Raw genomic sequence first — 21,546 nt, 5'->3', positions numbered from 1 at the left:
ATCGAGCGCCATGAGGGCACGCCGCAAGGCGGCCCCCTGTCGCCGCTGCTGGCCAATGTCCTGCTGGACGACGTCGACCGCGCCTTGGAGCGGAACGGGCATCGTTTTGCCCGCTACGCCGACGACTGCAATGTCTATGTCCGCAGCCGCAAGGCGGGCGAACGTGTGCTGGCAGCCCTGCGCCGGCTCTACGCGCGTCTGCATCTGGTGGTGAACGAGACCAAGACGGCAGTCGCTCCGGCCTTCGGGCGCAAGTTCCTCGGCTTCGAGCTGTGGAAGGCACCCGGGGGAGTGGTCAAGCGCAAGGTGGCCAAGAAGGCCCTGGCGACCTATCGCCAGCGCATCCGGCAACTGACGCGGCGCAGCGGCGGGCAAAGCCTCGCCCAGGTCAGCGAGAAGCTGAGGCGCTACGTGCCCGGCTGGAAGGCCTACTTCCGGCTGGCGCAAACGCCCAGCGTCTTCACTGAACTGGACGAATGGCTGCGTCACAGGCTGCGAGCCCTGCAACTCAGGCAATGGAAGCGGGGCTCGACCACGTACCGGCAAATGCGCGCACTCGGGGCCAGCGAAACGGATGCAAGGACGGTCGCGGCAAACTCCAGACGCTGGTGGCACAACAGTCGCCTGCTCCTGAACCGTGTCCTCCCCATCGCCTACTTCGACAGCCTCGGGGTGCCAAGGCTCGCATAACCTCAACTCCTCGAACCGCCCGGTGCGGACCCGCATGCCGGGTGGTGTGGGAGGGGTGGAGGCCACAAAGGCTTCCCCCCTATCCCGATTGGAAGGGCAGGACGCGCCGGGTCAGGCCGGCGGCCGGGTGAGGTCGAAGGAGGGCACCGCCGCGGCGAAGCCCTCCAGCCATTCGACCAGGCGGGGATGGGTCGAGCGCCAGGCGCCGGCGAAGCGCAGGTCGAGATAGCCGAGCGCGCAGGCGAGCGCGATGCTGCCGACGTCGAGTGCCGGGTCGAACGCGCCGATGTCCCGCTCCAGCACGGCGAGGCTGCGCTCCATCTTGCCCGCCTGATGGTCGGTCCAGGCCTGGACGCGGGACTCCTCGGGGCGGAACCGCACCTCGTAGACCCGCAGCAGGCCGGCATCCATCACGCCGTCCGCCAGGGCCTGCCGGACCAGGGCGGGAAAGCGCGCCAGCCCGACCGGGACGATCCGCCCGCCGCCGGCCAGCATGTCGAGATAGTCCAGGATGACACGGCTGTCGTAGAGCGCGGTGCCGTCAGCCAGGATCAGCGCCGGGATCTTGCCGAGCGGGTTCTGCGTGCGCAGCGTGTCGCCGGGGTCGCTCGTATCGGCGACGGTGATGGTGATACGGTCGATCAGGCCGAGATGATGCGCGGCGATCTTGACCTTGCGGCCAAAGGGAGAGGTCGGCGAGGAGCGCAGGATCATCATGAGGGGGAAGCTCGGGGCTGGTGGCAGGCCGCAGCCTAAGGGCTGGAGCGCGGTGAAGCCAGCCCAAAACGCCGCAGCCGTCCCGGCCGGTCGGAGCGTGGTTCCGCCCGCGATGTCCCGCCCAGTCGGGCTCCGCCGGGATGTCCGATCCCGCCCTGCGTCGGGGCCTCGGACACCCCGTAGCGACCGGTCGTCAGCCGACGACCAGGTTGACCGCCTTCGGCCCCTTGCCCTTCTTGTCGGGCTCCACGTCGAAGGAGATCCGCTGCCCCTCGGCCAGGTCCGTCAGGCCCGACCGCTCGACCGCTGTGATGTGGACGAAGATATCCCGTCCGCCATCGTCCGGCTTGATGAAGCCGTAGCCCTTCTGGGCATTGAAGAATTTAACGGTGCCGCTCTGCGCCATCGCGCACTCCGTATCCGTTCACATCGGCCACCGGCGGCCTGCCGGTAAAGAGACGGTCGAAGAACATTCGGATACGTCGAAGCATTGCCAACGTGGAAGACCTGGCCATGGCATTGACTTGCGATTTCACCGGGTGCCTACCTCGCCCGATTAACGTTAAGTGTCATCCAAGTGACGCTTTCGCGCAAGAGGGCGTGATCGCTTTGTCGCAAACCGTGACGCTACGTCACTCACCCCGGAGCCACTCGACCCGGCTCTGGCCCTGCCCTTCGCGGGCGAGATGCCCGGCGAGCGCCGGCGCCAGCAGACGCAGGTCCTCGTCGAGGTGCCAGGGCGGATTGACGATCGCCATGCCGCAGCCGTTCAGCCGGTCGATTCGCTCGACCTTGTAGAGCCCGATCTCGGCCCGCAGGACCTTGCCGGCCGGCAGCGCCGCCAGCCGGCGGGCGAAGGCATCGACCTCGCGCCGGCCCTTGATCGGATACCACACGGCGTAGATGCCGGTGGCCCAGCGCCGCAGCCCTGCCTCGAGCGCGTCGAGAATGGCGCCGAACTCCCGCTCCTGCTCGAACGGCGGATCCATCAGCACCACGCCGCGCCGCTCGGGCGGCGGCAGCTGCGCCTTGATCAGGCTCCATCCGTCCCCTGCCGCCACAAGAGCCCGCCGGTCGCGCCCGAGCGTCTCGCGCAGGAGTCCCGCATCGGCGGCGCGAGCCTCGCCGAACGTCAGCCGGTCCTGCGGCCGCGTCAGGCGCTGCGCGAGGTATGGGGACCCGGGATAGAGCCGCGGCACATGTCCGGCGAGCTCGTGCACGATGGCGAGCCAGGGCTCGGCCAGGGCGGCCGCGGCGGCCGCCAGCGGCCGCTCGAGGAGGCGGCCGACACCGTCGATCCATTCGCCGGTGCGGGCGGCCTCCTCGCCCTCGAGGTCGTAGAGGCCGGCGCCGGCATGGGTGTCGATCACCCGGAAGGCCGTATCCTTGCGGGCGAGGTGAATCAGGATGCGGCTGAACACGATGTGCTTGAACACATCGGCGAAATTGCCGGCATGGAAGGCGTGACGATAGTTCATGACAGCGTCTAAGCCGGAACCGGCGAGGCATCAAGCCCGACCTGCGGCACGGCGGCCTCGCCCCGGACACGCGAAAAGCGGGCCTCGTCGGCCCGCTCTCTCACCGGCCCGCAGGAGGCGGCGATGTCACTCGCAGCCGCCGCCGTAGCCACCACCGTAACCGTAGCCGCCGCCATAACCATAGGCGCGGCGGGGCGCGTAGGAGACCTCGTCGTCGTAGACGTCGTCCTGATCTTCGTAGCGCACGATCACCCGCTTCTTCACCGGCTTCGGCGCCGGCACGGCGAGCTGCTGCGCGGCAGGCGGCTGCACGGCCGGGGGCGCCGCGATCTGGGGAACCGCGACCTGGGGAACCGCGACCTGGGGAACCGCGACCTGGGGAGCAGGCGGGGGCACGGCGTCCGCCACCGCGCCGGTGACATCCGCCACGGGCTGCGGCGCCAGCAAGGGACGGGCTACGGGTGCGACGGCCTGGGCCACCGGCACCGGCGTATCGGAGCCGGCCGCCACGGGCACGATCTGGCGCTGCGCCGCCCCGCCGAAATCGGCGACGGGCTGGGCCGGGGAGACCGGCCGCAGCCGGGCCGTGTCGCCGGCGGGCTGCGCCGGCAGGATGAAGGGCTTGGCCGAAGCCTGCCGCGGACCGTCCGGCGCCGGCCCGACCGGCCGGGAGAAGACGCGCGGCGGCGTCCCCTGGTCGACCACGGGCTGCACCGGCGCAAGCGGCCGCAGCCGGGGCGTGACACCGCCAGCGGGCTGCACCGGCGCGATCGGCCGCAGCGTCGGGATTGCCGGCTGCGAAGGCTGGATGGGAACGAAGCCCTGCCGCCGCGGCCCCTGCGCGACCGGCTCGACCTGACGCAGGCGGACGCGGCCCGGGTTGCCCTGCTGGAACTGGGTGACCGCCGGACGCTGCTGGAACACCCGGTTGCGGCGCTGGAAGTCATCCTGGGCGAAGGCCGCAGTGGCGGCGGTGGAGACCAGGGCAACCACGGCAACGGAAGCGACGAGAACGATGCGCATTGCAAGTCTCCAGAGCCAGAGGAGCGGTTCGAGTGGCTGGAGACTAGTCGAAGGCGTCCGGCCTGGCTGTGCGGGATGTCACGTTGCGGCAGGTCGGAGTGAACCCGCGCACGACCATCGGCTACGCGCACGACAATCGGCTATGCGCACGACGATCGGCTACGCCGATCGCGTGGAGATCGCGTGGAGCACGATGATCCGCTTCGCGGATCACGTGGAAATCCGTCGCACGACGATCGGCTACGCCGATCGCGTGGAGATGACGTAGGTCTTGCGGGTGGTCTCAATCACTTCCCAGGTGCCGGCGAAGCCGGGCTCGAGCACCATCGTGTCGCCCGGGCCGAGCACCACCGGCTCGCCGCCGTCCGGCGTCACCACCGAGCGCCCCTCCAGGAGGGTGCAGCTTTCCCACTCGTCGTAGGTGACGCGCCATTTGCCCGGCGTGCATTCCCAGACGCCGCAGAACACGTGCCCGTCGGCGCTCTCGTAGCGGTTCCAGGTGCGAAAGCGCGGCGCACCGGCGAGGACGCGATCGGGCGCCGGCGCTCCCTCCTCCGGCTCGCCGAGGCCCGTTGCGGCAAAGCGCTGCCATCCCATCTCAGCGTACCCTCGGAACAGTGATCGATCGTGCCCGGCAGGTGTCGCGCTGCACCTCCTGGGGACAGGTGCGAAAGCCGCGCAGGTCCTTGGTCATGCAGATGCGCACCTCCTGCAGCACCGGGCCGCCGTCGTCGCCGCGGCCGCAATCGACGGTGATCATGTCCAGGCGCAGACCGGGATTGGCCGCCGACAGGGCCCGCTCGATGTCGATCGGCGCGACCTGCACGTCCTGATCCGGCGCGCGATAGGCCTCCGGCGTCTCCAGCGAGGCGTAGACCTTGGCGATCGCAGCGAAATATTGCGACGGCGGCAGGCCCGAGCAGGTGCCGTGCTTCTTCCATTCGTAGCGGGCGAGGCCCTCCGACGGCATCACCCCGCGCACCGCCGCGACGTCGCGGCGCTGGGGATAGCGCCCCTGCGGCAGGCAATAGGAGGGATAGCCCTGCTCGGATTGCGGCCAGAGCCCGTGCACGACGAAGCCGAGCCCCGCGCCGACGGCGCACTGGTCCGGCGCCTTGGCCGCGCCGCCGGAGGCGCAGAAGCCGGGCGACCAGGACAGGGCCAGGAGGTAGAGGTCGAAATCGCCCGCCGCGGCGCCACGGTTCTCGCGCGGGGCGGCCAGCGCCCCGCCGCAGGCCAGCACGAGAGCGAGGCTGGCGAGCAGCCGCCTCACGGCTGCGCCATCTTGCACGCCGGCGCGTAGGCGAGGTTGCGGTCGAGGCCGGCGACGCACCATTCGACGCCCCAGGTCGCGCCGATGATGCCGAGATCCTCGCCGATGGCGTAGGACACCCGGCGATAGCGCCCATCCGACGTCATGACGCGCGCCGTGCAGAAGCGCCTCGGGATGTAGCTCGCCCCCCACGGCCGGTAGGCGATCTCGCGCTGCCGGTCGAACAGCTGGATGGTCAGGCTGGAATGCCAGTACTCCGATTCCTTGGTGGCGAATCGCGAGACGATCTTGTCGGCCACGCCCGGGTCGTGGCAGGCGGGCAGGTCGCCGTCGTAATTGGGGCCCGACAGCCAGAAGTTCTTCTCCAGGAGCGAGGCGGCGCCGGCGGGCGTCGCGGCGAGGACGGCGAGCATCAAGGCGGCGAGACGGGCGACCATGGCGGGAACCTCTGTTGTTTGCGGCAACTTGCGTGGCGGTGCGTCCGTCGTCAAGGGCGATGGAGGGGCGGTCCGGGGGCAGCGGCGAAGTGCTCCATCGGGATCCTGCACACAGCTGCGCGCGCACCATTTCGCCGTCACGCCGGGCCTGTTAGAAGCACGGCGACGATGACGGCCCGGGATTCGATCATGCAGGCTTTCGCCACCGCCCGTGACGCCGCCCTGGCGCTGCGTCCCGACGAGCCGGTCTACGGCTTCCGCCCCTCGGTGCTGAAGGCCGACGCCCGGTCCTTCCTCGAGGCCTTCGGCGGCAGGACCGCTTATGCCGTCAAGACCAACGGCGAGCCGATGATCCTCAAGGTGCTGGCCGAGGCCGGCATCGACACGTTCGACGTGGCGAGCCCGGCCGAGTTCGCGGCGGTGCGCAGCGTCGCCCCGAACGCCGGGATGCTCTACATGCATCCGGTCAAGGCCCAGTCGCATATCCGCCTGGCCCTGGAGCAATACGGCATCCGCACCCTTGCCCTCGACCACGAGGACGAGGTGGCCAAGATCGTGCGCATCGTCCGCGCGCTCGACATCCCGCCGCCGGAGGTGACGCTGTTCGTGCGCCTGCTCACCAAGGGCGCCGCGGCTTACGAATTGTCGAAGAAGTTCGGCGCCGGGCCGGCCCATGCGGTCGAGCTGCTCAACCGCATCGCCGGCCTCGGCTTCAAGACCGGCATCGCCTTCCATGTCGGCTCCCAGGTGGAGGACCCCGACACGTTCGAGCGGGCCCTCGCCTCCACCGCCTGGGTGCGTTCGCGCATCAAGACCGACATCGCCGAGCTCGACATCGGCGGCGGCTTCCCCGCCCAATACGGCGTCGATCCCAGGAAGAGCAACGGCGCGCCGACGCCGACCGTGCCGGAGCTGATGACGCGCATCGCCGCCGACACCGTCGAATGGGGCCTGGACGACCTGCCCATTGTCGCCGAGCCCGGCCGGGTGATCGTGGCGCGCTGCCTGTCGGTGCTGGTGCGGGTGATGCTGAAGAAGGGCCAGCGCGTCTATATCAACGACGGCGTCTGGTCCTCGCTCTCCGATTCCTGGACCGGCAAGCTCCTGCTGCCGACCCGCCTGATCCCCGATCCCGCCCGCAGCCGCCGCAACGGCTCGCCCGACAGGATCGTGCCCTTCCGCATCTGCGGCGCGACCTGCGATTCCGTCGACATCCTGTCTCGCCCGTTCCTGCTGCCGGAGACGGTCGACACCGGCGACTGGATCGAGATCGGCCATATCGGCGCCTATTCGCTGGGCCTGCGCACCCGCTTCAACGGCTTCTACCCCGACACGTTCGTCGAGATCGCCACGCCCTTCGAGGAGGAGGCCGGCGTCGCCGGCTTCGCCGCGCCGGAGATGCGCGGCGGGCATTAGGAATGCGCCGACGAATACCTGAATCGTAATGGTGCGGGGACCCCCTCTCCCGTCCGGGAGAGGGGATTGCGCGCTTCCTATCTGAGGCGCTTCTTTGTGGACGACGTCTCAGCCATGCCTCAGGCGGCCGCCTTCGATGCCCCCGGCCGCACCGCGGCGTGGAAATCCTCGATCAGCGTGCGGGTGATGGTGCCGGGCGTGAAGGCGTGCGGCCCGATCTGGGAGACCGGCGTCACCTCGGCGGCCGTGCCGGTGAGGAAGCACTCGTCGAAGGAGGCCAGCTCCTCCGGCATGACGCGGCGCTCGACCACCTCCAGCCCGCGCGCCCTGGCGAGACCGATCACCGTCTGGCGGGTGATGCCGTCGAGGAAGCAGTCGGCGATCGGCGTGTGAACCTGGCCGTCGCGGGTGAAGAACACGTTGGCGCCGGTGCACTCGGCCACCCGCCCCTGCCAGTCGAGCATCAGCGCATCGGCACAGCCGTTGCGCTCGGCCCGGTGCTTGGAGATGGTGCAGATCATGTAGAGCCCGGCGGCCTTGGACAGGACCGGCGCGGTCCTGGGGTCGGGACGGCGATACTCGGCGATGTCGAGCCGGATCCCCTTCATCTTGGCGGCCATGTCGAACATGCTCGGCCATTCCCAGGCGCCGATGGCGACGTGGATGGTGTTGTGCTGGGCCGCCACGGCCATCATCTCCGAGCCGCGCCAGGCGACCGGACGCACATAGGCGTCCTTCATGCCGTTCTTCTCCAGCACCAGCGCCTTGGCCGCGTCCAGATCGGCCACGGAATAGGGCACGACGAAGTCGAGGATCTCGGCCGAGCGGCGCAGCCGGGCCGAATGCTCCGTCGACTTGAAGATCGCGCCGCCATAGGCGCGCTCGCCCTCGAAGACGGTGCTGCCATAGTGCAGGCCGTGCGACAGGACGTGCAGCTGGGCCTCGCGCCAGGGCACGATCTTGCCGTCGAGCCAGATGAAACCGTCGCGTTGATCGAAGGGCACGGACATTGCGATCCTCCCGCGTCCGGGGACGCGTTCTCTGTCAACAGGCCGGCGCTTTTGCGTCGGGAAACAAGTCCCGGTATTGTTTTGCGCCGGGAGCCGCCTGCCGTCCAGCAGCGACGGCGCCGCCTCGCCGGGAGACGACCGATCCTTTCGCGGCAAGCCCGGTTCGAGTAATGTTGCGACCGAAATATGTCAATATGCCTGACGTAAATGTCTCTGCTGCCGGGCCCGCCTCGCCCCGGACGCCCGCGCGCGCCGAGCCGGTGCCCCCGCTCTACGACCTGATCGAGCTCCTGTTCTTCGCCTATCGCGACTTCGTCGCCGACGCGGACCACCTGCTCGAAGCCTATGCGTTCGGCCGGGCCCATCACCGTGTGCTGCACTTCGTCGACCGCAATCCGGGGCTGACGGTGGCCGAGCTCCTGGAGATCCTGAAGATCACCAAGCAGTCGCTCGGCCGGGTCCTGAAGGAGCTGGTCGACCAGGGCTTCATCGTGCAGCGCAAGGGCCGCGAGGACCGCCGCCAGCGCCTGCTGGAGCCGACGGCGCGCGGCAAGGCCCTGGCGCGCGAGCTGGCGGCGCTGCAATCCCGCCGGATCGCCGCGGCCCTGGCCGAGACCGGCCCGGACAGCCATGCTGTCGCCAAACGATTTTTGTTCTCTCTCGTCGACCTGCACGAGCGCCCGGCGGTCGAGCGCCTGGTGCTCGGCAACGCCGCCCTGCCAGAGGATCGATGATCAAGCCAGTCCAGCCCGTCGCCGACGATGCCCCGCACATCCTGGTCGTGGATGACGACAACCGCATCCGTGCCCTCCTGTCGCGCTATCTGACGGAGCAGGGCTACCGCGTCACCACGGCCGAGAACGCAGCCAGCGGCCGGGCCCGGATCGAGGCGCTCGCCTTCGACCTCCTGATCCTCGACGTGATGATGCCCGGCGAGAACGGCTTCGAGCTGGCGCGCTCGATCCGCGCCGGCTCCGAGGTGCCGATCCTGATGCTGACCGCCCAGGGCAATGCCACCGACCGCATCCATGGGCTCGAGATCGGCGCCGACGACTATCTGCCCAAGCCGTTCGAGCCGCGGGAGCTGCTGCTGCGCATCGGCAATATCCTGAGGCGCGCCCCGGCCGTCGCCTCCGAGCCGGCGCGCGACAGCGTCAGCTTCGGCGGCTTCATCTTCCATGTCGGCCGCGGCGAGCTGCAGCACGAGGGCGAGACCATCCGCATCACCGAGCGCGAGCGCGACATGCTGCGCCTGCTGGTGGAGGCGCCGGGCGAGACCGTCGACCGCTTCGCCCTGGCCGGGCCCGCTTCCGACGCCTCGAACGAGCGCACCGTCGACGTGCAGATCAACCGCCTGCGCCGCAAGATCGAGCGCGACCCGAGCAATCCGGTCTATCTCCAGACCGTGCGCGGCTCGGGCTACCGCCTGGTGGTCGACCCATGATGCTGACGCGCTCCGCAGCCTGGCTGAAGACGAGCCGGTTCACGCCGAGCTGGCGCGAGATCCTGGCCGTGCCCGGCCGCGGGCTCTCGGCTCTCGGCGATCGCATGCCCAAGGGCCTCTATGCCCGCTCGCTGCTGATCATCATCACGCCGATCGTCATCCTGCAGGCCGTGCTCGCCTATGTCTTCATGGAGAAGCACTGGCAGAGCGTCACCGCCCGCCTCTCGGCCGCCACCACCAAGGACATCGCGGCGATCATCGAGCTCTACCAGCAGTTCCCGCACGATCCGCAGACCAAGCAGAAGCTGGAGCGCATCGCCCAGGACAAGCTCGCCCTCAGCGTCGAGTTCCGCCCGCTCGAGGACCTGCCGCCGGCCGGGCCGAAACCCTTCTTCTCCATCCTCGACCAGGCCCTGTCGGACGAGATCACCCAGCGCATCGCCCGCCCGTTCTGGATCGACACGGTCGGGCGCTCCGACCTCGTCGAGATCCGCATCAAGCTGGAGGACACCGTGGTGCGCGTCTTCGCCCGGCGCAACCAGACCTATGCCTCCAACAGCCACATCTTCCTGGTCTGGATGGTCGGCTCCTCGCTCATCCTGATGACGGTCGCGGTCTTGTTCCTGCGCAACCAGATCCGGCCGATCCAGCAGCTCGCCACCGCGGCCGAGGCCTTCGGCAAGGGGCGCGACGTCGCCAATTTCCGGCCGCGCGGCGCCCGCGAGGTCCGCCAGGCCGCCAGCGCCTTCATCGAGATGCGCCGCCGCGTCGAGCGCGCCATCGAGCAGCGCACCACCATGCTCAACGGCGTCTCGCACGACCTGCGGACCATCCTCACCCGCTTCAAGCTGTCGCTCGCCCTGATGGGCGAGGACAACGCCGAAACGCAGGACCTGATCAAGGACGTCGACGAGATGAGCCGCATGCTCGAGGCCTATCTCGCCTTCGCCCGCGGCGACGCGGTCGAGCAGGCCTCCGCCACCGACATCGCCCAGCTCCTGGAGGAGCTGCGCGCCGACGCCCAGCGCCACGGCCACGAGACGCGCGTCTCCTTCCACGGCGACCCGAGGGTGACGGTGCGCCCGGACGCCTTCAAGCGTTGCCTGGCCAATCTCGTCTCCAATGCCCAGCGCTTCGGCGACGACATCGTCATCTCGGGCCTGCGCGAGACGCGCTACCTCACCGTCCATGTCGACGACGACGGCCCCGGCGTGCCCGAGAGCCAGCGCGAGGAGGTGTTCAAGCCCTTCGTCCGTCTCGACGAGGGCCGCAACCAGGACCATGCCGGCACGGGCCTGGGCCTGGCCATCGCCCGCGACATCGCCCGCGGCCATGGCGGCGACGTCGTGCTGGCGCGCAGCCCGCTCGGCGGGCTGAGGGCGAGCGTGCGGGTGCCGGTGTAGAGCATTTTCCAGCGAACCGGCACTCGGTTCGCGTCGAGGAAATGCGTCAGAGCAAAGAGATCGAGAGCGCGCTCAGAACAGCCGCCCGCCGTCGGGCACCTTCAGGCTCGGCCCGATCAGCACCACCGCCCCCTCCCCGTCGGGAAAGCCCAGCGTCAGCACCTCCGACATGAACCGGCCGATCTGCCGCGGCGGGAAGTTCACCACCGCCGCCACCTGCCGGCCGACCAGGTCTTCCGGGCGGTAGTGCACCGTGATCTGCGCCGAGGACTTCTTCACCCCGATCTCCGGCCCGAAATCGATCTGGAGCTTGAAGGCCGGCTTGCGCGCCTCGGGAAAGGGCTCGACGCCGACGATGGTACCGACGCGGATGTCGACCTTGAGGAAGTCGTCGAAGCCGATCTGGGGCGCAGGGTCCGAACCGCTCATGAGGCATGTCCCGTGGAGAGATGGAGGTCGCCGGCGGCCGCCGGCCCGCCCGAGGTAGCGCCGTTCGGCGCCGACGCCAAGCTTCGGAGGGTGATGCGGATCGGGCTTTTCTCTACCATGGCGCTTGGCCGGAGAGCCGCAGACCAAGGTGCGACATGAACATCCTCGATGCCGGCGGCGTCCATCGCCTCCTCGACTATCCCGGCCTGGTGGAGGCCCTGCGCGCGGCGCACCGGGACGAGGCGATGCCGCCGGCGAGCTTCACCGTCACGAACGAGCCGCGGGACGGGCCGAACACCTTCGTCTCGCTGGTCGCCTGGGCCTATCAGGACCTGATCGCCGTCAAGCTGGTCGGCGTCTTTCCCGGCAACCTGGCCTTGCCCGTGCCCGAGCCCTCGGTGCAGGGCCTGGTCGCCCTGTTCAGCGGCCGGACCGGCGCGCCGCTCTTCGCCTGCGACGGCGCCGCGCTCACGTTCCGCAAGACCGCCGCCGATTCGGCCCTCGGCGCCGCCTGCCTGGCGCGCAGGGATGCCGAGGTGCTGCTGGTGGTTGGCGCCGGCGGCCTCGCCCCGCATGTCGCCATGGCGCATGCCAGCGTGCGCCCGATCCGCCGCATCCTGATCTGGAACCGCACGCTCGCGCGCGCCGAGGCGGTCGCCCGCGAGCTCGCGCGGCCCGGCATCGCGGCCGAGGCGGTGAGCGATCTCGACACGGCTGTGGCGGAAGCCGACATCGTCTCCTGCGTCACCATGGCGACGGCGCCGCTGGTCCGCGGCGCCCTCCTGCGACCCGGCACCCATGTCGACCTCGTCGGCGCCTATCGCCCCGAGATGCGCGAGGCCGACGACGACGTGGTCCGGCGCGCCCGCCTGTTCGTCGACACCCGCAACGGCTGCGACCGCTCGGGCGATATCCGCCAGCCGATCGAGCGCGGCCTGATCACGCTGGATTCGATCGAGGCGGACCTGTTCGACCTCTGCAGCGGGCGCCATGCCGGCCGCGGCAGCCCGGAAGAGATCACGATGTACAAGAACAATGGCGGCGCCCATCTCGACCTGTTCACCGCTCGCCACCTCATGCGCCGCGCCGGGCGCGAGGCCGGCCCGGCGCCGGCCGGCTGAGCGAAACGGTCACTGTGCCCCGGCGTCGTCCCGGCCGCGCTCGCGCCGGCGATCGCGATCGGCGAGGTCGGCGAAACGCTCGCGCATCCGCTCGCGGAAGCGGGACCGGCGCCGGGCCGAGCGTTCGGCGATGCGCCGGAACGGCCGGGTGATCTGCCAGAGGTCGTCGGCCCGCTCCATCCAGCGTTCGCCGGAGCGCAATTGCCGGTCGATCTCGGTCATGGTGCGCGCCAGGCCCTCGTCGGTGTCGGCGAGCCAGGTCCGGACGATGCGCGACCAGGCCAGCGCCAGGCCCTGGGCCCGGAGCGCGCCCATCGGCCCGTCCGTGTCGATGGCGGCGGCGGCCAGCATCCATTGCGCCGAGGTCACGGCCACACGGTTCCAGGCCGCGAGCGTCAGGGGATCGTGCAGGAAGGCGCGGCTGATGTTGCGGATCGCCTCCTTGTGCGGGGCGAGCATGTCGATGCGGCGCATCAGCGTGTCGAACAGGCGCTCGCGCGCCGGCTCGCCCGCCATGCCGGGATCGATGCCGTCGAGCACCGCCTCGTCGATGCCGCGCGAGAAGGCGGCGAGGATGGCGCCCTTCGAGGCGTAGGCGCCGCGCAGCGCCGAGAGCGGCAGGCCAGCCTTGCCGGCAATGTCGCCGAGGCTGATCGCGTCCCAGTCCCGCTCGGCCGCCAGCGCCATCAGCGCGTCGATCGCGGCGGCGCGCACGTCCTTCGGCGCTTCGGATTCAGGGGTGGTCGCGGGTTTCCTCGCCATGGTCGCCTCCGTTGCGCTCGTCCCAACATAGGCGCTCGCGACCGGCGTTCAATGCGACGCGTCAGCCGGCGAGCTCGCCCGCCCGGGTCTTCGCCGCCGCGACGGCCCGCTGCATCAGCGGCGTCAGGCCGCCCTCCGCCATCAGCACGGCGAGAGCCGCGGCCGTGGTGCCGCCGGGGCTGGTGACGTTCTGGCGCAGCACCGCCGCCGGCTGGTCGGAGCGGTGCAGCAGCTCGCCCGACCCGGCCACGGTCTCGCGCGCCAGCCGCATGGCGAGGTCCGCCGGCAACCCGGCGGCGACGCCGGCCTCGGCCAGGGCCTCGACCAGGTGGAAGACATAGGCGGGGCCGGAGCCGGACACGGCGGTGACCGCGTCGATCAACCCTTCGTCCTCGATCCACTCGACGGCGCCGGTGGAGCGCAGCAGCGCATCGGCCGCCGCTCGCTGGGCTGTTGTGACGGCCGCGTTCGGCACGGCGACGGTGATGCCGCGCCCCACCGCCGCCGGCGTGTTCGGCATGGCCCGCACGATCGCCGTGCCCGGCGGCAGCAGCGCGGCGATGCCGGCGATGGTCTTGCCGGCCATGATCGAGATCACCAGCGTCGAGGCGACGACGCCCGCCGCCACCGCGGGAAGCGCCTCACCCATCATCTGCGGCTTGATCGCCAGCAGCACGACCGCCGGCGCGCCGAAGGCGGCGAGGTCGGGATTGACGGCCACGCCGGCCCGGCTGAGCAGCGCCGCCGTGTCCGCCGGCGGATGAGGGTCCATGGCCGCGACCAGCTTCGGGTCGAGCCCGAGCTTCAGCCAGCCCTCCAGCATGGCGCCGCCCATCTTGCCGGCGCCGAGGAGCAGGAGCTTGCCGCCGATATCGAGGCTCATGCTTCGCCCACGGTCTCGAACAGCACGGCGGCGAGCGCCTCCTTCGGCGCCTTGCCGGCCCAGATCACGAACTGGAAGGCCTGGAAATAGCGCTCGCAGGTCTGCAGGGCAATCTCGATCAGCGCCTCGCACTGGCGCGGGTTGACCGTGGCGCCGCCGGCCAGGAACAGCGAGTGGCGGAACATGATGACGCTGTCGGCATTCCAGATGTCGAAATGGCCGACCCAGAGCTGCTCGTTGACCAGGGCCACCAGCGCCAGCACGTCGGCATGGCGCCGCTCCGGGATGCGGCTGTCGAAGGAGCAGGACAGGTGCAGCGCCTCGATGTCGTCCATCCAGGTGAAGGCGACGGAATAGTCCGCGGCCAGGCCCTTGACGACGATCGATATCTCGTCCTCGCCATGGCGGTCGAACGCCCAGTCATGGGCGCTGGCCACATGCTCGACGAGGTCGACTGGATGGCCGGCCCGCTCGCTCAGCATCTCGATCACGGAGAACCCTTTTCCGGCACACCGCGGCGACGGCGCAGCCTTACTCTTCCGCGGCGGACCGTTCCACCGTCTCCCGGGTCACGACTTTCGGCATTCTCCGTGAATCGGCAAGGATTCGTTCATGTCTTCCACAAGCCGGATTTTTCGCCAGGAGTCGCCTGTGGATAAGCTTTGCCGGCTCCGTCAATTCGTGGCCAGCTTCGCTTCCAGGGCTTCGAGGCGCCCCGCCAGCCGCTCGTTCTCCTCGCGCGCCTTGACCGCCATCTCCCGGACGGCCTCGAACTCCTCGCGCGTGACATAGTCGAGGTCGCGCAGGATGCGCTCGGCCTGGGCGCGCACCACGCCGTCGACCTCGCGGCGCACGCCCTGCGCCATGCCGGCGGCGTCGGTCATCAGCTTGGCGAATTCGTCGAAGATACGGCCTGTGGTCTGGGTCATGGCGAGAGAGCTCCCTTGTCGCGTGGCTCCTATCACGGGCCGGCGAGGGGCGCGAGAGCCCGCGCCGTCTTGACCCTGCCACACGCTCGCGAGACAAGGCGCCATGCTGTTCGCGCTCCCCCTCCCCGCCTTCAATCCCGTCCTCGTCGAGGTCGGCCCCTTCGCCATCCGCTGGTACGCGATTTCCTACATCGTCGGCCTGGTCGGCGGCTGGATCTACGGCAAGCGTCTCATCGCCAATGCCGCGCTCTGGACCAGGCAGCCGGGCGACCCGGCGCTGTTCGACGACCTCCTGGTCTGGGTGACCTTCGGCGTCATCCTCGGCGGGCGGCTCGGCCAGGTGCTGATCTACGAGCCCACCTACTACTTCGCCAATCCGCTGGAGATCGTGCAGATCTGGCACGGTGGCATGGCCTTCCATGGCGGCCTGATCGGCGCGGCGCTGGCGATCGTCATCTTCGCCCGCCGGCACGGGGTGCCGGTGCTCTCCTATTTCGATGTCGCCTCGGCCGTGGCGCCGATCGGCCTGTTCTTCGGGCGCCTCGCCAATTTCGTCAACGGCGAGCTCTGGGGCCGGCCCACCGACGTGCCCTGGGCCTTCCTGTTCCCGCGCTCGATGGACGCGGCCGGCGAGATCGTGCCGCGTCATCCCAGCCAGCTCTACGAGGCCGCGCTCGAGGGCCTCGTCCTGTTCCTGGTGCTGCTGGTGCTGACGCGCATCGGCGGGCTGAAGCGGCCGGGCCTGGTCGCGGGCGTGTTCGGCGTCGGCTACGGCCTCGCCCGCTCCATCTCCGAGCTGTTCCGCGAGCCGGACGGCTATGTCCTCGGCCCGATCACCACGGGCCAGGCCCTGTCGCTGCCGCTGATCCTCGCCGGCCTCGGGCTGATCTGGTACGCGCTGCGCCGCAAGGACGCCGCCCAGCCCGCGACGCCGGCATGACCACGCCGCTCGGCGAGGCGATCGCGTCTCTCGTCCGGGACGAGGGGCCGATCGACCTCGCCCGCTTCATGGCGCTCGCCCTCGGCCATCCCGTGCACGGCTATTACCGCACGCGCGATCCCCTGGGCGCGGCGGGCGACTTCACGACCGCGCCCGAGATCAGCCAGATGTTCGGCGAGCTCGTCGGGCTGTGGGCGGCCCATGCCTGGCAGAGGCTCGGCCGGCCCGACCCCGTGCTCCTCGCCGAGCTCGGCCCGGGGCGCGGCACGCTGATGGCCGACGCGCTGCGCGCCGTGGCCAGGGCGGCGCCTGACTTCCTGCGGGCAGCCCGGCTGCATCTGGTCGAGACCAGCCCGGTCCTGCGCCAGCGCCAGGCCGACGCTCTGGCCGGCCACGCGCCCGCCTGGCACGAGGCCACCGACACCCTGCCGGACGGACCGCTGATCCTGATCGCCAACGAGTTCTTCGACGCCCTGCCCGTGCGCCAGTTCCAGCGCCGGGACGGGCGCTGGCACGAGCGCCTGGTCGGCCTCGCCGGAGATCGGCTGGCCTTCGGCCTCGCCGCCGGGCCGGCCGGGATCGACGGCCTGCCGGAGGCGCCGGACGGGGCAATCCTCGAGCTCGGCGAAGCCGGCCTGCGCCTCGCCGGGCATCTGGCCGCGCGTCTCGCCCGCGACGGCGGCGCGGCTCTGATCCTCGACTACGGCCATATCGAGACCGGCTTCGGCGACACGCTGCAGGCGATGCGCCGCCATGCCGGCGCCGACCCGCTGGCCGAGCCCGGCGAGGCCGACCTCACCACCCATGTCGACTTTGCCGCGCTGGCCGCCGCCGCCGCGGCCGCCGGCGCGCGCATCGACCTCATGGCCGGCCAGGCCGACTTCCTCGAGGGCCTCGGCATCCGCGAGCGCGCCGCCGCCCTCAAGCGCCGCGCTACCCCGGCTCAGGTCGCCGACATCGACGCGGCCCTCGCCCGCCTCACCGACCGGGGCCGCACGGGCATGGGCGCCCTGTTCAAGGTGCTGGCGCTCAGCGGCTGAGCCGGACCGGGCTGCCGGCCGCTGCCGCCGCATCGAACGCCGCGATCATGGGCCGCTCGCGCGGGGCGCCCGCAGATCGCGGCCGTTCTGGTGCAGGACCACGGCGCTGATCTTCCCTTCCGCGTCGCGCTCGAAATCGAGCCGGGCGTCGACGACCTTGTAGAAGAACTTGTCCCTGGCGCTCGCGAAGATCGGGAACGGCGGCTGACCGGTGAGCTGGGCTTCGAGATGATCGCGATCGAGCGCGATATCGAGGATGCCGAAATCGAACCGGTATTGCCCGACATAGTCGCCGAGCGCGCCGGCGTCGACGGCGCTCCCCTCGGTCGCGCGCGGCAGCTCGGCGGCGCTCAGCTTCGGAGCCGTGCGGTTGCCGTTCTGATGCAGCACGAGCCCGGTCACCAAGCCGCCGGCGTCGCGGGTGAAGCTGATGCCGATCCCGGCGATCTTGGCGAAGAACTCGTTGGGCGCGGACGGAAAGATCGGAAACGCAACCTGTCCGGTCGCGCGGGCGAACAAGCCTGCCCGCATGTGGAAGACGTTCAGGAGAAAGTTTTCGCCGAGCTTGTAGGTGCCGACATACTCGTCGAGCGACGCATCGGGCAGGCTGATCGCCTTGTAGGTGGGCGTCAGGGAAGCATTCGCGTCGAGCACGGCAAAGCCGAGATCGTCGGTGTCGAGCGCCGTGTTGCTGAGAATGACGACGCCGCGGCGTCGGGCGGGTGAGAATCCGATGAAGCTCGCGTAGCCACCGGTCATGCCGTTGTGCCAGACGATTCCCGTGCCGGTCGTCATCCAGGCGAGCCCGATGCGCAGGGTCTTGGTCACGTCGCTGCGCGGCTGTTGCGCCAGGGTCATCGCGGCGGCCAGCGGCGATCGATCCACGCCCATGTTGGCCTTGAGGTAGCACAGCATGTCGTTGGCCGTGGACCGCAGCGCTCCGGCACCGGCCAGCGCGTCGAAATCCCAGCTCCCCGCCGCCCTGCCCGCACCGTCGTGGCCCGGCGCCAGATGGGCGGTGACGGCCGGGGGAAGCTCGGTGCCGGTCGCGGACATGCCGAGCGGCTCGAGGATCTCCTTCACCGCCAGGGCGTCATAGGTGGCGTGGCTCGACCGGGCCAGCGCATAGCCCAGCAGGCCGAAGCCGAGATTGGAATATTCGTAAGCGCTGCCCGGATCGCGCGGCAGGTCGTAGCCGGCGAGAAAGGCCTTCAGCTTGGCCGCGTCATAGTCGGCATAGGGATTGGACGGAGTCCTCCCCAGCAGGTTGGACGGCAGCCGCGGCAGGCCGGAATGCTGGGTGGCGAGATCGCCGAGCGTGATCTCCCGGCCGTTGCGCGAGGGGATCCTGAAGTCCGGCAGAAGCTCCGCCACCGGGGTGTCGAGCTTCACCTGCCCGGAGAGCACGGCCGCGGCCAGGAGCGTCGCCGTGAAGGTCTTGGTGATCGAGCCGATCTCATAGAGCGTATCGCCGTCCGGCGGCTTGCCGCTGTCGAGCTTGCCGAAGCCGACGACCTCGCTCCTGTCGCCGTCGACGATGCCGAAGACCAATGTCTGATAGGAGCCTGCGGCAATGCGGTCCTGCGCCGCCTTCTCGACGCGCTCGGGCAGCAGCTGCGCGCTTGCGGACACGCTCATGCCCGTGATGAAGCACGCCCCGAGAAGACATGCGGCGATGCAGCGCCTCGGCAGGGAAAGCATGGTCACCTCCCGATCCCTCGATCGCGCCGCCGCGTCGATCTTTGCGGCCGGTATGAGGGACAGATATGGCGAGGGTATGCCGCAGCCGAAGGGATATCGAGAACAGCCTCGGGGCCGGCTTGAAATAGCCGGACCACGGATGAGACCTCCGTACCTTCGCTGTGCATCGCCGCCGGCGGCGTCAGTCAGGCAGCCGGGATATCCGTCTGCGCGAAGTCGTTGCCCTTGAACAGCAGCGGCTCGCCGGTGAGCGTCGCCAGGGCATAGGAGAAGCAGTCGCCGAAGTTCAGGCCTGCGGCATGCCGTCCCTTGCCAAAGCGCCGCCAGGCCCTCCGGGCCCTGTCCGCCTGCTCGGCGTCGACCGCGACGACCTCGAATCCGGCCTTGTGCAGCCAGAGATCGAGGTCGCTGCCGCCCGAGTCGCCGAGACGGGTTTCGAGAACCATGGCAGCTTCCAGCATGGTGGCGGCCGAGATCAGGCGAACCGGATCATCGGCGATACGCTGCTCGAAGCCTGCAGCTTCCGGCTCGTCCAGGGCAATCGCGACGATTGCCGACGTGTCGATCACCATCAGCGAGGCAGTCCGTTTTCGTCGTAGCCGATCATCTCTTCGGCACTACGGGCATCTCGAACAGGCGTCTGGCTCCAGCGACGCCGAATTGCGGCGAGATCTTCGAGGAGCGCTGCCCGCCTTGCGTTGTTTCCGACGCGCCGCAACCGCTCCTCCAGGGCCCGCCGGGTCGCAGTCGTGATGGTCTCCCCTGTTCGCTCTGCCAGCGCGCGGGCCAGCCGCTCCGTCTCGGGATCCTTGATGCTGAGCGCCATATCGACCTTCCAGGTACCTGACCCTCGATATTCTACCTCCAGTCACACATGCTGAACAGCGCCGACCATCATGGCGATGCTCGGCGGTGACGAGGTCCGCGCGTGCCGGGCCGTGGCCCGGAATGGGCTGTCGATCAGCTGTCGCCGACCCTGCCGTCGGACGTGGCGCCGACGAAGCGCAGGATCGCCTCGGCCACGGCGCGCGGCGCTTCCTCCGGCATGTAATGGCCGCAGCCTGCGAACACCGCGCCGGTGACGTCGTCGGCGACGAGGCGCATGGTCTCGATCAGGATGGAGCCGACGCCGGCATCGGCGCCGACGGCGAGCACCGGCATGGCGAGCCGGCGCTGCGCCCGCGCCCGGCTCTGCGCCAGCCCCTCCGGCCCGAGCGCATGCCGGTAATAGGCGAGCGCCGCCCGGGTGGCGCCGGGCGCCGCATTGACCCGGACATATTCGTCGAGGTCGGCCGGCGCGATCGTCCAGGGGCGGACCGCCTTGGAGCGGAACAGCCAGGTCAGGAAGGCTCGCTCCTTCCCCTCCAGCAGCAGCTCCGGCAAGTCGTCGAGGCGGTTGAAGCCGAAATGCCAGGTCCTGGCATTGGCCTGCGGCGAAGCGATGCCCGGCGGAGGCGGCGGGCTGATGCCGGGCAGCGCCGCATCGAACACGGCGAGGCGCCGGACGTCGTCCGGCCAGTCCGCCGCATGGGCATGGCCGATCCAGGTGCCGACGTCGTGGCCGACGACGTCGATCGGCCCATCCGCGGTCAAGGCCAGGGCCTCGACCAGGCCGTGGATCTCGGCGGCCACGGTGGCGAGGTCGTAGCCGCCGGCGGGCCGGTCGGAATCGCCCATGCCGCGCGGGTCGAGGGCGACGACGCGCCGGCCGGCGGCGGCCAGCAGCGGCATGACCTGGCGCCAGGCGTACCAGCTCTGCGGCCAGCCCGGCAGCAGCAGCACCGGCGCGCCGGCGCCGCCTTCGACGAAGTGGAGACGCACGCCACGCACCACCGCGGTGCCGTGACGGAACTGCCGCCAGAACGCCGCGGGCTCGAACGGCGGCGGGATATCGGCGTCCATCGTCCGCACGATCTCGTGCTCTGCGCCCGTCTCGCGATGCGCTGTCGTCATGATTGGCTCCATAAATAGAAAGAGATCACTTCCAAATTAGCCACGAATTCAATCGAGCAGCTTCAGCGCGCTCTCGACGACGCTCGCCATCTCCTCGGGGGAGCGGCCGGTCTTGCCGAGAACGCGCATGCCTTGGATCACGCACAGCAGCAGCCGCGCCGTCGCTGCGGCATCGGCCCCGGCGGCGATCGAGCCGTCCGCCTGCCCCTCCCGGACGAAGTCTGCGAGGCGCCGCTCGCGCATGGCCAGCACCTCGGCCACGCGGCCGGCCATCTCCGGGTCCGAGCTGGCGAGATCCACCGCGCTGCCGACGACGAGGCAGCCGCGCCGCCCGAGGCTGCCGTGGCTGGCCTCGGCATAGACGGCGAGCACCGCCCTGACCCGGTCGCGGCCGGTCCGCGCCGAGGCCAGCTCTTCGGCGAGCCGCCGGCTGCGCAGGCGCACATAGCGCTCGAACGCGGCAAGGAACACGGCGCGCTTGTCGCGGAAGGCCTTGTAGAGGCTGCCCTCGGCGATCTGCATCGCCGCCGTGAGCTTGCCGAGGGAGGTGGCGTGGTAGCCGATCTCGCTGAACACGCCGATCGCCCCGTCCAGCGCCGCGTCGAGGTCGAACTCGCGGGGGCGGCCGGGGCCACGGGACTCAGGGGTGGGACTGGCGGATGCGTTCATGGGCCCGATATTAGAGAACGATCCCTTCCAAATCAAGCCCACAGCCCGAGCACATCACCGGACCTGCGAACATGAACGATTGTTAATGTCCCGGACAAGCAGCGCCAAGCTCGGCTGTGCTTTGTTCGCGGCGGTTCGAACGCGGGCCCGAGGAGCCGGCGGCGACCGGCGCCCCGCGCAGCGACGCGGCGCCTCCCCGCCGCACGGACTTGGGACGCCGCGCCCTTC

The 21,546-nt window shown here is 70.2% G+C and carries 27 protein-coding genes; 9 read left to right on the top strand and 18 right to left on the bottom strand.

Going from position 1 to position 21,546, the window contains the following annotated elements; genetic code table 11:
- Positions 1-690 (top strand): group II intron maturase-specific domain-containing protein (locus QO011_RS33595; RefSeq protein ID WP_307282305.1); only part of this gene is annotated, 690 nt, incomplete at its 5' end.
- Positions 691-801: 111 nt separating this feature from the next.
- Here the strand turns inward: QO011_RS33595 and QO011_RS33590 are convergent.
- From QO011_RS33590 to QO011_RS33575, 4 genes are all read right to left on the bottom strand, one after another.
- On the bottom strand, positions 802-1,407 hold the full coding sequence (locus tag QO011_RS33590; protein WP_307282303.1) for a glutathione S-transferase: 606 nt from the start codon (positions 1,405-1,407) through the stop codon (positions 802-804).
- A 193-nt stretch (positions 1,408-1,600) separates the two neighbouring features.
- Positions 1,601-1,813 carry a cold-shock protein gene (locus tag QO011_RS33585; protein WP_307282301.1) on the bottom strand — a complete coding sequence of 71 codons (213 nt, stop codon included), beginning with the start codon at positions 1,811-1,813 and terminating at the stop codon, positions 1,601-1,603.
- A gap of 226 nt (positions 1,814-2,039) precedes the next feature.
- Complete coding sequence (locus QO011_RS33580) at positions 2,040-2,885, bottom strand: 23S rRNA (adenine(2030)-N(6))-methyltransferase RlmJ (RefSeq protein ID WP_307282298.1); 846 nt, start codon at positions 2,883-2,885, stop codon at positions 2,040-2,042.
- A gap of 126 nt (positions 2,886-3,011) precedes the next feature.
- A complete protein-coding gene (locus QO011_RS33575; protein ID WP_307282296.1) occupies positions 3,012-3,908 on the bottom strand; it encodes a hypothetical protein in 897 nt (298 codons plus the stop codon).
- 142 nt (positions 3,909-4,050) lie between these two features.
- Here QO011_RS33575 and QO011_RS33570 point away from each other — a divergent pair, with 142 nt between their 5' ends.
- Positions 4,051-4,176: a hypothetical protein gene (locus QO011_RS33570; RefSeq protein ID WP_307282294.1), complete on the top strand. Its 126-nt coding sequence runs from the start codon at positions 4,051-4,053 to the stop codon at positions 4,174-4,176.
- Here QO011_RS33570 and QO011_RS33565 read toward each other — a convergent pair.
- The 3 genes from QO011_RS33565 to QO011_RS33555 are packed head-to-tail and all read right to left on the bottom strand — an operon-like array spanning position 4,149 to position 5,618.
- Entirely contained in the window at positions 4,149-4,505 is a 357-nt protein-coding gene (locus tag QO011_RS33565; protein WP_307282293.1) for a cupin domain-containing protein, read from the bottom strand. The genes QO011_RS33570 and QO011_RS33565 overlap by 28 nt on opposite strands.
- A gap of 1 nt (position 4,506) precedes the next feature.
- Positions 4,507-5,181 (bottom strand): ribonuclease T2 family protein, encoded by a 675-nt coding sequence (locus QO011_RS33560; protein WP_307282291.1) that lies wholly within the window; start codon positions 5,179-5,181, stop codon positions 4,507-4,509.
- Positions 5,178-5,618: a hypothetical protein gene (locus tag QO011_RS33555; protein WP_307282289.1), complete on the bottom strand. Its 441-nt coding sequence runs from the start codon at positions 5,616-5,618 to the stop codon at positions 5,178-5,180. The genes QO011_RS33560 and QO011_RS33555 overlap by 4 nt, the downstream gene beginning before the upstream one ends.
- A gap of 189 nt (positions 5,619-5,807) precedes the next feature.
- Between QO011_RS33555 and QO011_RS33550 the strand changes: the two genes are divergently transcribed.
- Entirely contained in the window at positions 5,808-7,034 is a 1,227-nt protein-coding gene (locus QO011_RS33550; RefSeq protein WP_307282287.1) for a type III PLP-dependent enzyme domain-containing protein, read from the top strand.
- 119 nt (positions 7,035-7,153) lie between these two features.
- Here the strand turns inward: QO011_RS33550 and QO011_RS33545 are convergent, their stop codons facing one another.
- A complete protein-coding gene (locus tag QO011_RS33545) occupies positions 7,154-8,044 on the bottom strand; it encodes a branched-chain amino acid aminotransferase (RefSeq protein ID WP_307282286.1) in 891 nt (296 codons plus the stop codon).
- A gap of 194 nt (positions 8,045-8,238) precedes the next feature.
- Between QO011_RS33545 and QO011_RS33540 the strand changes: the two genes are divergently transcribed.
- From QO011_RS33540 to QO011_RS33530, 3 genes are read left to right on the top strand one after another with little or no spacing between them, the layout of a single operon-like run.
- Complete coding sequence (locus QO011_RS33540; protein WP_307282285.1) at positions 8,239-8,778, top strand: MarR family winged helix-turn-helix transcriptional regulator; 540 nt, start codon at positions 8,239-8,241, stop codon at positions 8,776-8,778.
- Positions 8,775-9,488: a response regulator gene (locus QO011_RS33535; RefSeq protein WP_307282284.1), complete on the top strand. Its 714-nt coding sequence runs from the start codon at positions 8,775-8,777 to the stop codon at positions 9,486-9,488. Before QO011_RS33540 ends, QO011_RS33535 begins: the two co-directional genes overlap by 4 nt.
- Positions 9,485-10,891, top strand: coding sequence for an ATP-binding protein (locus QO011_RS33530; protein WP_307282283.1), 1,407 nt, complete (start codon positions 9,485-9,487; stop codon positions 10,889-10,891). The genes QO011_RS33535 and QO011_RS33530 overlap by 4 nt, the downstream gene beginning before the upstream one ends.
- Before the next feature lie 72 nt (positions 10,892-10,963).
- On the opposite strand, the gene QO011_RS33525 is transcribed toward QO011_RS33530, so the two are convergent.
- Positions 10,964-11,320 carry a tRNA-binding protein gene (locus QO011_RS33525; RefSeq protein ID WP_307282281.1) on the bottom strand — a complete coding sequence of 119 codons (357 nt, stop codon included), beginning with the start codon at positions 11,318-11,320 and terminating at the stop codon, positions 10,964-10,966.
- Between the two features lie 155 nt (positions 11,321-11,475).
- Here QO011_RS33525 and lhpI point away from each other — a divergent pair, with 155 nt between their 5' ends.
- A complete protein-coding gene (gene lhpI / locus QO011_RS33520) occupies positions 11,476-12,441 on the top strand; it encodes a bifunctional Delta(1)-pyrroline-2-carboxylate/Delta(1)-piperideine-2-carboxylate reductase (RefSeq protein ID WP_307282279.1) in 966 nt (321 codons plus the stop codon).
- Positions 12,442-12,450: 9 nt separating this feature from the next.
- Here lhpI and QO011_RS33515 read toward each other — a convergent pair whose 3' ends face one another.
- From QO011_RS33515 to QO011_RS33500, 4 genes are all read right to left on the bottom strand, one after another.
- Entirely contained in the window at positions 12,451-13,203 is a 753-nt protein-coding gene (locus tag QO011_RS33515) for a TetR/AcrR family transcriptional regulator (RefSeq protein ID WP_307282278.1), read from the bottom strand.
- A 61-nt stretch (positions 13,204-13,264) separates the two neighbouring features.
- Positions 13,265-14,086, bottom strand: a complete 822-nt coding sequence (gene proC, locus QO011_RS33510; RefSeq protein ID WP_307282277.1) for a pyrroline-5-carboxylate reductase — start codon at positions 14,084-14,086, stop codon at positions 13,265-13,267.
- Positions 14,083-14,568, bottom strand: coding sequence for a type III secretion system chaperone family protein (locus QO011_RS33505; RefSeq protein WP_307282316.1), 486 nt, complete (start codon positions 14,566-14,568; stop codon positions 14,083-14,085). The genes proC and QO011_RS33505 overlap by 4 nt, the downstream gene beginning before the upstream one ends.
- 192 nt (positions 14,569-14,760) lie before the next feature.
- Positions 14,761-15,015, bottom strand: a complete 255-nt coding sequence (locus tag QO011_RS33500; RefSeq protein WP_307282275.1) for an accessory factor UbiK family protein — start codon at positions 15,013-15,015, stop codon at positions 14,761-14,763.
- A 103-nt stretch (positions 15,016-15,118) separates the two neighbouring features.
- Here QO011_RS33500 and lgt point away from each other — a divergent pair, with 103 nt between their 5' ends.
- Both lgt and QO011_RS33490 read left to right on the top strand, forming a co-directional pair.
- Positions 15,119-15,955 carry a prolipoprotein diacylglyceryl transferase gene (gene lgt / locus QO011_RS33495; protein ID WP_307282274.1) on the top strand — a complete coding sequence of 279 codons (837 nt, stop codon included), beginning with the start codon at positions 15,119-15,121 and terminating at the stop codon, positions 15,953-15,955.
- Positions 15,952-16,995, top strand: a complete 1,044-nt coding sequence (locus QO011_RS33490) for a class I SAM-dependent methyltransferase (RefSeq protein ID WP_307282273.1) — start codon at positions 15,952-15,954, stop codon at positions 16,993-16,995. The genes lgt and QO011_RS33490 overlap by 4 nt, the downstream gene beginning before the upstream one ends.
- A 45-nt stretch (positions 16,996-17,040) precedes the next feature.
- Here QO011_RS33490 and QO011_RS33485 read toward each other — a convergent pair whose 3' ends face one another.
- The 5 genes from QO011_RS33485 to QO011_RS33465 all read right to left on the bottom strand — a co-directional run bounded on the left by QO011_RS33485 (position 17,041) and on the right by QO011_RS33465 (position 21,318).
- Complete coding sequence (locus tag QO011_RS33485; protein ID WP_307282315.1) at positions 17,041-18,696, bottom strand: serine hydrolase; 1,656 nt, start codon at positions 18,694-18,696, stop codon at positions 17,041-17,043.
- A gap of 185 nt (positions 18,697-18,881) precedes the next feature.
- Complete coding sequence (locus QO011_RS33480; protein WP_307282272.1) at positions 18,882-19,268, bottom strand: type II toxin-antitoxin system VapC family toxin; 387 nt, start codon at positions 19,266-19,268, stop codon at positions 18,882-18,884.
- Positions 19,268-19,522: a type II toxin-antitoxin system VapB family antitoxin gene (locus QO011_RS33475; protein ID WP_307282271.1), complete on the bottom strand. Its 255-nt coding sequence runs from the start codon at positions 19,520-19,522 to the stop codon at positions 19,268-19,270. The genes QO011_RS33480 and QO011_RS33475 overlap by 1 nt, the downstream gene beginning before the upstream one ends.
- Positions 19,523-19,656: 134 nt before the next feature.
- Complete coding sequence (locus QO011_RS33470; protein ID WP_307282269.1) at positions 19,657-20,649, bottom strand: alpha/beta fold hydrolase; 993 nt, start codon at positions 20,647-20,649, stop codon at positions 19,657-19,659.
- A 48-nt stretch (positions 20,650-20,697) separates the two neighbouring features.
- Positions 20,698-21,318, bottom strand: coding sequence for a TetR/AcrR family transcriptional regulator (locus QO011_RS33465; protein ID WP_307282267.1), 621 nt, complete (start codon positions 21,316-21,318; stop codon positions 20,698-20,700).
- Positions 21,319-21,546: the final 228 nt, after the last annotated feature.

It is taken from the genome of Labrys wisconsinensis (assembly GCF_030814995.1).
In the GTDB taxonomy this organism is placed as follows: Bacteria; Pseudomonadota; Alphaproteobacteria; order Rhizobiales; family Labraceae; genus Labrys; species Labrys wisconsinensis.
This window is presented reverse-complemented; position numbering and strand designations above follow the sequence as displayed.